This is a genomic window from Herpetosiphon giganteus (genome assembly GCF_016907925.1).
Taxonomy (GTDB): domain Bacteria; phylum Chloroflexota; class Chloroflexia; order Chloroflexales; family Herpetosiphonaceae; genus Herpetosiphon; species Herpetosiphon giganteus.
On sequence record NZ_JAFBCZ010000001.1, the window covers coordinates 266,186 to 278,395 of the forward strand.

Here is a 12,210-nt window from a genome sequence, read left to right on the forward strand (position 1 = left end):
CCTCATTCTAGCGAGCTAAAGCCCGTTTCTATTTCGGTGCGATGTAAGCGAATATGCAGTGCAATTCTGTTTAATAGTTCATCAAGCGTCATGTGCTGCTTTTTGACAAACTCGACTGGCAAGGCTAAATCTGCTGCTTGCAAGCTAGCGCAATAATCGGCCAATTGGCTGCCAGTTTTATCCCAGTGCTGGCGAATTTCAGCAAAACTCTTGCCACGCCAAGCCTCAACTTGCTCAATATTCATGCGATCAACATCAAAATCGGGGGCAAAGATTGGGGTTTTATCGCCTGTTTGAGCTTGCTGTTGCTGCTGTTGGCCCAAGCGCAGCATTTGGCGCGAAGTTATGGCAATATGGGCCACAATATCCCACGTGCTCCAGCCATCATTGCGAATTGGCTTATATAAATCGGCCTCAGTATGCTCGTCAACCAGCTTCCAGACCCGCTCAGTTTCTTTGGCATAATACTCGGCAGCTTTACTTGTCATCAGCATTTCTCCTTTGCACAGATTGATCTATCATAGCATATTCTGTTTTGCAGGAGCTGTTGATGAGCACTGAACGATTGTATTGGCACGATGCCTATTTGCGCGAATGGTCAGCCCAGATTATTGCCAGCGATCAGCAACGGGTTGCGCTCGATCGTAGCGCGTTTTATCCCGAAGTTGGTGGCCAGCCCGCCGATCATGGCTGGATTAATGGCGTAGCGGTGGTCGATGTTCAAATCGATGAGCAGGATGTAATTTGGCATACGCTGGCTGAGCCAATCGAGGCAACCAGTGTCGAATGTCGTTTGGATTGGCAGCGGCGCTTTGACCATATGCAGCAGCATCACGGCCAGCATTTGCTCTCGGCGGCCTTTGATCATCTGTTCAATTGGCGCACGGTTGGCTTTCACCTCAGCGCCGAGTACGTGACGATTGATTTGACGACCAGCGCCGCCAGCCCTGAACAACTCGCCGAGGCCGAAGACTTGGCCAACCAGATCATCTGGCAAAATTTGCCAATTCTGGCCCGATTTGTGAGCGAGGATGAGCTAGCCAGCATCGCCCTGCGCAAAGCTCCCACGGTTACAGGCGCAATTCGGGTTGTTTCAGCAGGCGATTTCGATCATTCGGCATGTGGCGGAACCCACCCCAACGCCACTGGCGCAGTTGGTCAGATTCATATTCGGCGCAGCGAAAAACGCGGCGATAGCCTACGGATTGAATTTGTGTGTGGTGGGCGCGCCTTGCAGGATTTGCGTTGGAAGAATGCCATGCTTGGGCGCATTGCCGCTGGTTTTAGCGTTGCCCCCAATCAAGCAGAGCAAGCGGTGGAGCGGTTGCGCGAACAAGAGCAACAGTTGCGCAAACAGTTTCAACAAGCAGAGCAACAACTATTGGAATTCGAGGCCAAAGCACTGGTGGAGCAGGCCCAAACGATTGGCCAACTAAAAGTAGTCGCCCAAATTTGGCAGCGCGAGCCGCAAAGCGTGCGCCAATTGGCTAATTTGGTGGCGCAAGCTGGCGGGGTTGCCCTTTTTGGCGTGGCAGCAAGCAAACCTCAATTAATCTTTGCTGGTCAAGGCCTCGATTGTGGTGCAAGCTTACGGCAAGTGGTTGGTGCATTTGGCGGCAAAGGCGGTGGCAGCGCCCAACAAGCCCAAGGCGGCATTGCTGAGGCTAACGATTTAGCCGCAGCGCTCGATTTGGCGTTGAGCACATTAAGCTGAGGCTTGCTGCATGAGCCACAAATAGGCTTCGTTTAATGAATAATTACGGGCTGGTTGCAACGGATAATGGGCCAAGTGCGGCCCAATCACCCGATACCAATAGCACCCAGCCTGATAGCGACTGGCAGCGACAGCAAATTGTGGCTCATGCAATGGGTGCTCGGTTTCAAGCTCCCAAATTTGATTCCTGCTGGCAAAAAAGCGATTCGCCAGCAGGTCAGCCGCATTTGGCGCAAGCTTGGCATAGTCCTCCTTTACAACATAACTCTTTCACTTAGCTCAACCGTAGCATAATAAATCAACCATAAATTGTGCGCACAAGTAATTAACAAATACAGAGATTATTCTTTGATGCTTTTATTTTATTAAACACAAATAAGCTTCAATAGCTTGAAACTTGATTATTTATAGGCTGCTTTATTTTTAGGATTCGTCGTGAATATTTTGGGATTGAAGGTTGTTGAGTGTGGCAGGAATGGTGTGGCAACCAGCAAGCAGTAATTAACCCTCACGCTTGCTTGGAGTAACAATCGGCTAGATTATACTGCGAGGATTGCTGGTGTTAAATTGATGTTAGGCATTATCCGCAAAAAGCCCCACCGCTGGCGAGAGCAGTGGGGCTGTTGCAACGTTTAGCTGCGAATTTGCACACCTAGTTCACGTTCAAGCTGTTTGAGCAACTTTTCGCGAGTTTTGAGCAAATCTTTATCGGCCAAGGTGCGGTCGGGCGCGCGGAAGCGCAAACGGAAGGCCAAACTGCGCTGACCAGCAGGAATTGGCGCACCTGTGTAGACATCGAATAAACGCACATCTTCTAAGAATTCGCCACCATATTGTTTGATCGTCTTGGCAATCAGGTCGGCGGCTAGCTCGTCGTTGGCAACCAAGGCCAAATCCTGCACTGTCGCGGGGAAGCGCGAGATGCTCGCATACTTGGTTTGGGTGCTGACCTTGAGCAGTTGATCAACGCTTAATTCGGCAACACAGACCCGCTGCACGCTAAAGCCAAAGCGATCACGCACTAATGGATGTAATTCGCCAAACACGCCAATTTCAACCTCATCGACGACGATTTTGGCGCTGCGGCCTGGGTGCAAACGCTCGTCGCTCGCCACTTGGAAGCTGGCTCGTTCGCGCAAGCCATGACGACGTAGCACTTCTTCAATCACGCCCTTGAGATCGAAGAAATCGAAGCCCTCTGGCTCGGGCTGGCTCCAGGTGCTGGTTTGGCGTGTGCCAGCCAAAATCAGCGCCACGTTGCGTGGTTCATCAGGCAACAGTTGACCAGCAACTGGCTCGAACACAGCACCAATTTCAAACAGCGCTACTCGTTCGCGTTCGCGCAAATCGCCAACCACAATATTCAGCAATTCGGGCAAAATCGAACGCCGCATCACCGAGCGATCGGGCGTTAATGGGTTTTCCAAGCGCACGAATTGGGCAGCAGTTGCGCCATTTTCGCTGACATAGATTGAGTTTTGCAGCGTTTCGTTGCTCAACGAATAGCTAATTGCTTCATCTAAGCCCGCAGCCACCAACATATCGCGCAAACGTTCGGTGGCTTCGAACAATGGATTTGCGCGCTGGGTTGGCAAGGTATCGGCCATTAGCGCTTCGGGAATTTCATCGTAGCCATACATCCGCGCCACATCTTCGAGTAAATCAGCTTCGATCTCAACATCGGTGCGATGGGCAGGAACCAGCACATGCAAGGCGGGGCCACGGCTCGATTCGACCACAGCGCATTCATAGCCCAAGCGGCTCAGCAAATTGGCCACTTCGGTTAGCGCAAGCTCAATGCCCAAAATGCGTTTGACTTCGCCCAAGGCTAGCTCAATTTCGCGGCGGCTGAATGGCTCAGGGCAAACATCAACCAAGCCATTGGCAATCGTGCCGCCAGCAATTTGCTGAATTAAGTTCAAACCGCGAATCGTTGTGCGTGGTGGCAGCGTTGGGTCAACGCCCTTTTCGAAGCGCTTTGAGGCTTCGGAGAAGAGTTTGAAATGTTGGGCGGTGCGTCGAATCGCAATTGGATTCCACAAGGCCGCTTCATACAACACATTAACCGTGCTGTCGCTAATTTCCGAGGCTGCGCCACCCATCACCCCAGCCAAGCTCGATGGGCCGTTCGGATCGGCCACAACCGTATCGATTGGGCGCAATTCGCGCACGATGTGATCGAGGGTTTCGAGCTTTTCGCCAGCAGCAGCAGGCCGAATAATCAAGCGGCCTTGCGCAACTTGGTCGGCATCGAAGGCATGGCTTGGCTCGCCAAGTTCCAACATCACATAGTTGGTAATATCGGCAATGTTGTTGATTGGGCGTTGACCAGCTAAGCGCAAGCGGCGCTGCATCCACCACGGCGAGGGAGCGATGGTGACACCTTCGATCAAGCCAGCAACAAAGCGTGGGCAAATGCTCGAATCGACAATCTCGACCTGAATTTTGTCGGCGATGGCTGGGCCATTGCTTGGCAAATCGAAGCTGGGCATGCGCAACTCGCCGCCGGTGAAGGCCGCAACTTCGCGGGCCACCCCCAGAATGCTCAAGGTATGAGCATAATTTGGCGTGGTTTCGATTTCCAAGACTGCATCGCCCCAATAATCGGCCAAGGGCATGCCAACTGGCGCATCATCGGGCAAGAAGATAATGCCTTCGTGCTCGTCGGAGAGCGCCAATTCCATCTCCGAGCAGACCATGCCTTCGGAAGGCACGCCGCGCAATTTGGTTGGCTTGAGCGTTAGCCATTGACGGGTTTCGCTATGGCCATCGAGCAAGCGTGCGCCTTTGGTGGCGAGCACCACTTTTTGGCCGCTCATGCCAAACTCAATATTGGGCGCGCCAGTGACAACGGTCAATTCGCGACCTTCGCCATAGGCAATTTTGGGCAATTTTAGGCGTTCAGCGTTGGGGTGCGGCTGCACATCAACAATCTGGCCCACAAAAATCGTCTCGCGATCCCACGGAATATAATCTGGTGGAGTGGCGCTGCTCAAATCTGGGGCCCAAGCCGAGCCAGTTGGCGCTTGCAGCCCAACATAATCAATGCTGGCAACTTCCAAGCCCGCCCGCGTGAGCCGCTCGGCCAATTCTTCAGGACTCATCGTTATATCAACAAATTCGCGTAACCACGAAAGCGGTACTCGCATGCCGTTTTACCTCATCGTATCTAGTAGTTTCAGCCAATCAGCATTATACAAGATAAGCCAACAGTATACAGAAAGGATGAAGGATGAGGGATGAAGGATGAAGCGTATAGGGATCAGGCGCTAGGTGTCAGGGGTCAGCATGTTAATGCAGCGGCGCAGAGAACATAGAAAGGATGAAGGATGAGGGATGAAGGATGAAGCGTATAGGGATCAGGCGCTAGGTGTCAGAGGTCAGCAGGTTAACGCAGAGGCGCAGAGAATAGATGGCTCTGGGCTATTGGAACAATAATCCTAAAAATCTGTGCCAATCTGTGGCTAAAAAATTCTGCTTCGTGGTTTCTATCGCCAATAGCCCAGAGCCAACAGCCTATAGCCTCATCTTTGGCAATTTGTGGCGAAAACTCAGCCTTCGCGATCTTCGTGTTCTTCGTGGTTACGGCCCTTCGTGTCCTTCGTGTCCTTCGTGGAGCAAAACTCGGGTGCTGGTTATCTTCATCCCTCATCCTTCATGCCCTATGTTCTCTGTTCTTTTTGACTTTTGACTTTTGATTTCTGCCTTTCCTTCATCCCTCATCATTCATCCTTCATCCTTTCGCCATGACGCACTGTGTCTAAAAATAAAGCTATCTGACGGCATGCAATGCGATATGCTATAATAGCCAATGGTATAAAAGGCCCTGTCAACGACGACAATACACACCTTAATTCCTTATTTAAAAGACGTTCTATCCGTGTTGATAGAACGGCCATGGTATGGCTTTTCTTCTTCTGCAACCCTCGATAAAGGAGCCTTGATGGAAAAGCAAGATTTACTTGCCGATTACCGCACGATGGTGCTGATTCGCTCGTTTGAAGAACATTGCCAGCAGCAGTACACCCGTGCTCGGATCGGTGGCTTCTTGCACTTATATGTTGGGCAAGAAGCAGTCGCGGTTGGTGCGATTGGTGCTTTGAAAGCACAAGACCACTTGGTAACTCACTATCGCGACCATGGTCACGCCCTTGCTCGTGGCCTCGAACCAAAACCTTTGATGGCTGAATTGTTTGGCCGCAGCACTGGCACCGGTAAAGGCAAAGGCGGCTCAATGCACTTTGCTGATAAAAATAAAAATTTCTGGGGCGGTTACGCCATCGTTGGTGCCCACTTGCTGTTGGCCATGGGCATTGCCTATTCAATCAAATACAAGCGCGAAGTGCTTGGCGAAGCCGATCAAGACGGCGTTGTCATGTGTTTCTTTGGCGATGGCGCAACCAATGGCGGCGAATTCTACGAAGCCGTCAGCATGGCAGCGCTCTACAAATTGCCAATCGTTTTCCTCTGCGAAAACAATGAATTCGCGATGGGTACGCCGTTGAGCGTGCACACCTCGGTTACCGAAATTCACAAAAAAGCTTCGCCGTTTATGCCAGGCGAGCGGGTCAATGGCAACGATGTTGAAGAAATGCGCGCCCGCGCCCTTCACGCCGTCAATCATGCTCGCACCGAAGGCCCCTATTTCCTTGAAGCGATGACCTACCGTCTGCGTGGTCACTCAGCTGCCGACCCCCAAATGTATCGTACTCGCGACGACATTAACGCTCGGCGCTCAGGCGACCCAATTGCTTTGCTCAAGCAAAAACTGATCGATCAAAACTTGTTGACTGAAAAACAAGCCAAACAAATCGATAAAGAAGTTGAAAAGGAAATGGATGCAGTGGTGCAATTTGCCGAAGAAAGCCCTGCCCCAGACCTGAGCGAAGCATGGACCGAAATCTACTCGAAGCCGCTCTAAGGAGATATCAATGCCCGTTATAACCTACTCGGAAGCCTTGCGCCAAGCATTGCGCGAAGCAATGACCAACGATCCACGGGTGTTTATCATTGGTGAAGATGTTGTTCACTACGATAGCGCTTACGGTGTGACCAAAGGGTTTTTAAAAGAGTTTGGCCCCGAACGCATCAAAGATATGCCCATTGCTGAAGCTGGCTACGCTGGCTTAGGCATCGGCGCAGCCATGAACGGCTTACGCCCAGTCGTCGAAATGATGACCACCAACTTTGCAATTTTGGCGCTGGATATGATTATCAACCACGCCGCTAAATTGCACTATATGTTCGGTGGCCAGTTTACCTGCCCAATTGTCTTCCGCATGCCCAACGGCTACGGTCAATTGAGCGCTACTCACTCACAAGCCTTCGATAACTACTATGCCTACATGCCTGGCCTCAAAGTGGTTGTGCCCGGCACACCATACGATGCCAAAGGCTTGATGAAGGCTGCCATCGAAGATCCCGATCCCGTGATTTTTATCGAACACACTGGGATTTACAACATCAAGGGCGAAGTGCCAGAAGAAAGCTACACGGTTCCGATTGGCAAATCAAACTTGTTGCGCGATGGCAAAGATGTGACGATCGTGGGCTATGGCCGCATGATTCCTTATTGCCAACAAGCAGTTGAAACCTTGGCCAGCGAAGGCATCGACGCAGCCTTGGTCGACTTGCGCACCATTCGTCCGCTCGATATGGAGCCAGTCTTGGAAAGTTTCCGCAAAACCAACCGTGCTGTGATTGCCACCGAAGAGTGGACATCAGTTGGCGTTGGCTCGGAAATTGCCGCTCGCTTGTATACCGAAGGCTTTGATCACTTGGACGCTCCAATTTGGCGCGTAGGCTTTGACGAAGTGCCAATGCCGTATGCCAAAAACTTGGAAGCCCACGTGGTGCCAAATGCCGATTCAGTCATTCAAGCAGTCAAGAATGTGCTGGCAGGCAAGACCCAAAAGATTCGGCAGCAGTAGTTTGAGGTTAGGTGGCTCGGCAGGCAGCTAAAGAAAACGGTTTCACGAATTCCAAACCGCTCGCCAAGCCACCAACACACGAGGTCACGATGGCGAAGAAACTAGAAATGCCCAAAATGGGCTACGATATGGTCGAAGGTACTTTGGCCAAATGGTTGAAACAGCCAGGCGATGAAGTTTCGCGTGGTGAACCAATTGCTGAAGTCGAAACCGATAAGGTCACGATTGAAATCGAGGCTTTTGAGGCTGGCAAAATTATCAAGTTCTTGGTCAACGAAGGCGATACCGTGCCCGTCGGCGCGCCAATTGCCGAAATTGACGATGGCTCAGGCGATGACGAAGCCGAGGAATCGGAAGCAGCTAACGCCAGTGTCACCCCAGCCAGCGATGCTCCAGCAGTTGGCGAAGGTGCCGAAGCAGCCCCAACCGCTCCAGCAGTTGCCGCTCAACCAGAAAAAGTTGAGGCAGCGCCAGCTGAAAGTGCACCCGCTGAAGCGACAGGCCGCTTGGTGGCAACGCCAGCTGCTCGCGGTTTGGCCGAACAACGCGGCGTAAATTTGACAGGTCTCAAAGGCTCAGGCCCTGATGGCCGGATTGTCAAAGCCGATGTGTTGGCCGCTGCCAGCGCACCAAAAGCTGCGCCAGCCGCTGCCGCCGCACCTGCTGCTAGCGAACCAAAAGCTGCGCCTGCTGCACCAGCAGCATCGCCAGTGCCAGCCCCAGTTGGCTTGGTCTTTGCACCACCAGCACCAAACGCAGTCTACAGCGAAGAGCCACTTTCACGCTTGCGCCAAACCGCTGCCAAGCGCATGGTCGAAAGCCAACAACAAGTGCCACCATTCTTCGTTACGTCAACGATCGAAATGGATGCAATTCAAGAACTCTTGCCCAAGTTGCGTGAAGCTCACGGCGGCAAGCTTTCAGTTACCGAATTGCTGCTCAAAGCCTGTGCAATTGCCTTGAAGAAGTTCCCTTCGCTCAATGCAACCTTTGCTGGCGATAAGTTGTTGGTTCACAAAGATGTACACATCAGCGTGGCCGTGGCAACCGATGCCGGCTTGTTGGCTCCTGTCGTACGCAATTGCGATAGCTTGAGCCTCGGCGCAATCTCGAGCCAAATGCGCGATGTGATTAGCCGTACCCGCGAAGGCAAGGCTGGCCTCGACGATCTCCAAGGCGGTACATTCACCGTCAGCAACTTGGGGATGTTCGATGTCACCAACTTCATCGCGATTATCACGCCACCACAAAGCGCAATCTTGGCTGTCGGCAGCACAATTGCCACTCCAGTTGTCCGCGATGGTGAGATTGTGATTCGCCACTTGATGAATCTGACAGTTTCAGCCGACCACCGCGCAACCGATGGCGCAACCGTTGCTCAGTTCTTGGTCGAACTCAAGAACTTGCTGCAAAATCCATTCAAGCTCTTGCTCTAAAATTGTTGGGCAAAGCCTGAATGTTGCCTCTTGCTCGCTTCGGCGGGCGAGGGGCTTTTTTTAAAGGATGAGGGATGAAGGATGAAGGATGAAGGCAAAAATTAGAAGTCAAAAGTCAAAATAAGAACATAGAACAAAGAGCATAGAACATAGGGATCGGGGGCTGGGAATTAGAACAAGAATCAAAATAATCTGTGCAATCTGTGGCGAAAAACAATTATTCGTGGAATTCGGGCAATTCGTGGCGAAACGTAATCTTTGTGGGTTTTTAACGCAGAGGAAGTATGGCTATTGGCTATAGGCTTTGGGAACGATAATCAAACAAATCTGTGCAATCTGTGGCTAAAAATAATTATTCGTGCAATTCGTGGCTAAAAAACTTAACCTTCGTGAATCAATTTCATCCTTCATCCCTCATCCTTCATACTTTGCTCGACGTTGTCGGGCGGCTTCGAACAACAGCACACTGCCTGCAATCGCAGCATTCAACGATTCGAGCGCGCCAAGCATGGGGATGGTGATGGTGCTAGCATAACTGAGGGTTGTGCTCGAAACGCCATTTGCTTCGTTGCCAATAATTAGCACACTTGGTTGGCGCAGATCAGCCTGATCATAGGCCAGCGGCGAATCTTGCACCGCAGCAAAACGTTGCGGACAATGCGCAATCAAGGGCAAAGCGTTTTCCCAATGCAGGCCATCGACGATTGGCAAGCGGAAGTGCACGCCCATGCCCGAGCGCACAACCTTGGGACTCCACACATCGGCAGTGCCTTGCAAACAGAGCACTTGGCCAACGCCAGCTGCTTCTGCTGAGCGCAACAGCGTGCCAACATTGCCAGGATCTTGAACCCCATCGAGCATCAAAATTAACGATGCTGGTTGGCTGCTGATTTGAGGCATTGGCACAGCAGCAATAATCCCTTGCGGTGTTTCAACATCGCTAATTCCCGCCAGAATTGCTGGAGTTGTTGCAAACGCATTGGGCAATAGAGCCAGCTGATCGAGCAATTGCTGACCGCGCTCAGTGCTTGCCAATTGCTCAGCCACATACATCAGCACGCTTGGTTGGCCAACATGCAGCGCTTCGGCGACTAACCGCACCCCTTCAACAACAAACCTGCGCTCGTTGTGACGATCCTTGCGGGAACGCACCAATGAGCGCAGGTATTTAACGTGATGATTAGCAGTGCTGGTAATGAGGTCGCTCACGCAGCACCGTGCCTTGAACTAGGCCAAAGCTTGCTTGGCTTGCGCAACAATTGCCGTGAAAGCGGCAGCATCGCGTACAGCCAAGTCGGCCAATTGGCGGCGATCGATTAAGATCCCAGCTTTGTTCAAGCCATTGATCAAGTTGCTATAGCTCAAACCGTTCAAGCGGGCAGCAGCGTTGATCCGCACGATCCACAAGCGGCGGAAATCGCGTTTGCGGTTACGGCGGTCGCGGTAGGCATAGGCCAGCGCCTTCATCACTGCTTCGTGAGCGGTTTTATAGTTGTGTGAACGGCTGCCGCGGAAACCCTTGGCTTGATTCAAAAGCTTCTTGTGACGCTTGTGCGTCATAATGCCACGTTTGATACGTGCCATCGAGATACCTCCAAATTGAGTACAGACAACGTGCTGGCGAGACGGTACAGGAGCATTGCAAGCTTGTAACCCTGATCCCGCTGCGAACCAGCACTACGTTTCCGACGAACGAACTATTTCAGGCCGTAAGGCAATGAGCGTTGCAGACGTTTCACGTCTGATGGGCTCACTGGGAACATCTTATCGAGCGCCTGCTTGACCCGGGTTGATTTGCGGCGGCGGAAGTGGCTTTTGCCACCCTTGGTACGCATAATTTTACCGGTGCCAGTGATTTTGAAGCGGCGTTTAGCCTGCTTGTTGGTCTTCATCTTCGGCATCGAAATCAATATCTCCTAATGATGGTGATGGTGGAGCCGGTTTGTCGCTACGTTTCGCAGGTTGTTGCGTTTTGCTTGGTGATGGGGCCATGATCAACGAATAGGCCCGACCTTCGAGCGTGGGTTTTTGCTCAAGCACCCCATGATCGCGTAAATCTTCAGCAATTTGCTCAAGCATATCGCGGCCAATTTCAGGGTGAGTGATTTCGCGCCCACGGAAACGTACCGAGAACTTCACTTTGTGCCCTTCTTCGAGGAAACGGCGAGCATTGTTCACCTTTACCTGCAAGTCATGGGTGTCGGTGCGCGGCTGCATGCGAATCTCTTTCAGTTCGACCTGTTTTTGATTCTTGCGGGCTTCGCGTTCTTTCTTGGTTTGCTCGTAGCGGTACTTGCCGTAATCCATGAGGCGGCAAACCGGCGGGCTAGCATTCGGGGCAACCTCAACCAAGTCGAGATCGCGGTCATGGGCCATGTCGAGCGCATCACGAGTCGTGATGATCCCAACTTGCTCCCCGTTTTCGTCGATCAGACGCACTTCGCGCACGCGAATCCGATTATTGATTCGTAGCTTGTCTCTGATAGGAGGCTCCTTCCAAAAAAGGACATCAAAACACAACAAAGCCCTAAACGCGACCTCATCAGCGTTAGGGTGTTGGCTCGCCAACTATAGCATAATCTTCGGCATAAGTCAAAGATTTTCTGGCTTTATATGATTAATCTTAATAAAACAACACAAATGTTTGGCAAGCCTGTGCTATACTAAACCAATGCGTTGCGACTGGCGCTGTCTGGAGGGGCATGTGGTTGTTCAATTTAGTTTGCCATTACCACCATCAATCAATAGCCAATATGTATCGGTTGGTAATCGCCGCGTCTTGAGCCGCGAAGCCCAAACCTTTAAACGCCAGGTCAAACGCCACTTGGCCATGCTCCAGCAACGCGATACCATCTCCGAGCAGTTTTTAGCTCTCGCCCAAAAAGGCTATTTGGCCTTGTTTCTCGATTTTTATTTTGAAACGCCGCTGCGCCGCGACCTTGATGGCGGCCTCAAAATTACCCAAGATAGTATCTGCACCAGTCTTGGCATTAACGATAATCGCGTGGTCGATATTCATCTGGTCAAACGCATCGATCCCTTGCATCCACGGCTCGAAGTCGAGCTAGAAGCCCTCAGCGATTGGCAATTTGAACACGATCGTGAAGTACTCATCAAATAACGAAAAACA

At 51.7% G+C, this 12,210-nt stretch carries 12 protein-coding genes; 5 read left to right on the forward strand and 7 right to left on the reverse strand.

Annotation, left to right across the window (positions count from 1 at the left end; all coding sequences use genetic code 11):
• Positions 1-2 precede the first annotated feature (2 nt).
• A complete protein-coding gene (locus tag JOD20_RS01170; RefSeq protein ID WP_204753524.1) occupies positions 3-488 on the reverse strand; it encodes a DinB family protein in 486 nt (161 codons plus the stop codon).
• A gap of 62 nt (positions 489-550) precedes the next feature.
• Here JOD20_RS01170 and JOD20_RS01175 point away from each other — a divergent pair, with 62 nt between their 5' ends.
• Complete coding sequence (locus JOD20_RS01175; protein WP_204753525.1) at positions 551-1,714, forward strand: alanyl-tRNA editing protein; 1,164 nt, start codon at positions 551-553, stop codon at positions 1,712-1,714.
• On the opposite strand, the gene JOD20_RS01180 is transcribed toward JOD20_RS01175, so the two are convergent.
• Together JOD20_RS01180 and pheT are read right to left on the reverse strand one after the other, a co-directional pair.
• Positions 1,706-1,867 carry a hypothetical protein gene (locus tag JOD20_RS01180; protein WP_204753526.1) on the reverse strand — a complete coding sequence of 54 codons (162 nt, stop codon included), beginning with the start codon at positions 1,865-1,867 and terminating at the stop codon, positions 1,706-1,708. The genes JOD20_RS01175 and JOD20_RS01180 overlap by 9 nt on opposite strands.
• 479 nt (positions 1,868-2,346) lie before the next feature.
• Entirely contained in the window at positions 2,347-4,863 is a 2,517-nt protein-coding gene (gene pheT / locus JOD20_RS01185) for a phenylalanine--tRNA ligase subunit beta (protein WP_204753527.1), read from the reverse strand.
• A 794-nt stretch (positions 4,864-5,657) separates the two neighbouring features.
• On the opposite strand from pheT, the gene pdhA reads away from it, so the two are divergent.
• From pdhA to JOD20_RS01200, 3 genes are all read left to right on the forward strand, one after another.
• Positions 5,658-6,635 carry a pyruvate dehydrogenase (acetyl-transferring) E1 component subunit alpha gene (gene pdhA / locus JOD20_RS01190; RefSeq protein WP_054535722.1) on the forward strand — a complete coding sequence of 326 codons (978 nt, stop codon included), beginning with the start codon at positions 5,658-5,660 and terminating at the stop codon, positions 6,633-6,635.
• Positions 6,636-6,645: 10 nt separating this feature from the next.
• Positions 6,646-7,644, forward strand: a complete 999-nt coding sequence (locus tag JOD20_RS01195; protein WP_054535721.1) for an alpha-ketoacid dehydrogenase subunit beta — start codon at positions 6,646-6,648, stop codon at positions 7,642-7,644.
• Between the two features lie 89 nt (positions 7,645-7,733).
• A complete protein-coding gene (locus JOD20_RS01200; RefSeq protein WP_204753528.1) occupies positions 7,734-9,080 on the forward strand; it encodes a dihydrolipoamide acetyltransferase family protein in 1,347 nt (448 codons plus the stop codon).
• A 414-nt stretch (positions 9,081-9,494) separates the two neighbouring features.
• Here the strand turns inward: JOD20_RS01200 and JOD20_RS01205 are convergent, their stop codons facing one another.
• The 4 genes from JOD20_RS01205 to infC form a co-directional block, all read right to left on the reverse strand.
• Complete coding sequence (locus JOD20_RS01205; protein ID WP_204753529.1) at positions 9,495-10,289, reverse strand: TrmH family RNA methyltransferase; 795 nt, start codon at positions 10,287-10,289, stop codon at positions 9,495-9,497.
• 18 nt (positions 10,290-10,307) lie between these two features.
• A complete protein-coding gene (rplT, locus tag JOD20_RS01210; RefSeq protein ID WP_110513824.1) occupies positions 10,308-10,664 on the reverse strand; it encodes a 50S ribosomal protein L20 in 357 nt (118 codons plus the stop codon).
• Positions 10,665-10,777: 113 nt separating this feature from the next.
• Entirely contained in the window at positions 10,778-10,981 is a 204-nt protein-coding gene (gene rpmI / locus JOD20_RS01215; protein ID WP_054535718.1) for a 50S ribosomal protein L35, read from the reverse strand.
• Positions 10,950-11,648, reverse strand: a complete 699-nt coding sequence (gene infC, locus JOD20_RS01220) for a translation initiation factor IF-3 (RefSeq protein WP_338034164.1) — start codon at positions 11,646-11,648, stop codon at positions 10,950-10,952. Before infC ends, rpmI begins: the two co-directional genes overlap by 32 nt.
• 136 nt (positions 11,649-11,784) lie before the next feature.
• Here infC and JOD20_RS01225 point away from each other — a divergent pair, with 136 nt between their 5' ends.
• Entirely contained in the window at positions 11,785-12,201 is a 417-nt protein-coding gene (locus tag JOD20_RS01225; RefSeq protein WP_204753530.1) for a RusA family crossover junction endodeoxyribonuclease, read from the forward strand.
• Positions 12,202-12,210 lie beyond the last annotated feature (9 nt).

What these genes read in the sequence shown, in the direction of transcription:
- JOD20_RS01200 (WP_204753528.1), top strand. Translation starts at nt 7,734, where the DNA reads ATGGCGAAGAAACTAGAAATGCCCAAAATGGGCTACGATATGGTCGAA.
- rpmI (WP_054535718.1), bottom strand. Translation starts at nt 10,981, where the DNA reads ATGCCGAAGATGAAGACCAACAAGCAGGCTAAACGCCGCTTCAAAATC.
- rplT (WP_110513824.1), bottom strand. Translation starts at nt 10,664, where the DNA reads ATGGCACGTATCAAACGTGGCATTATGACGCACAAGCGTCACAAGAAG.
- pdhA (WP_054535722.1), top strand. Translation starts at nt 5,658, where the DNA reads ATGGAAAAGCAAGATTTACTTGCCGATTACCGCACGATGGTGCTGATT.
- pheT (WP_204753527.1), bottom strand. Translation starts at nt 4,863, where the DNA reads ATGCGAGTACCGCTTTCGTGGTTACGCGAATTTGTTGATATAACGATG.
- JOD20_RS01175 (WP_204753525.1), top strand. Translation starts at nt 551, where the DNA reads ATGAGCACTGAACGATTGTATTGGCACGATGCCTATTTGCGCGAATGG.
- JOD20_RS01170 (WP_204753524.1), bottom strand. Translation starts at nt 488, where the DNA reads ATGACAAGTAAAGCTGCCGAGTATTATGCCAAAGAAACTGAGCGGGTC.
- JOD20_RS01195 (WP_054535721.1), top strand. Translation starts at nt 6,646, where the DNA reads ATGCCCGTTATAACCTACTCGGAAGCCTTGCGCCAAGCATTGCGCGAA.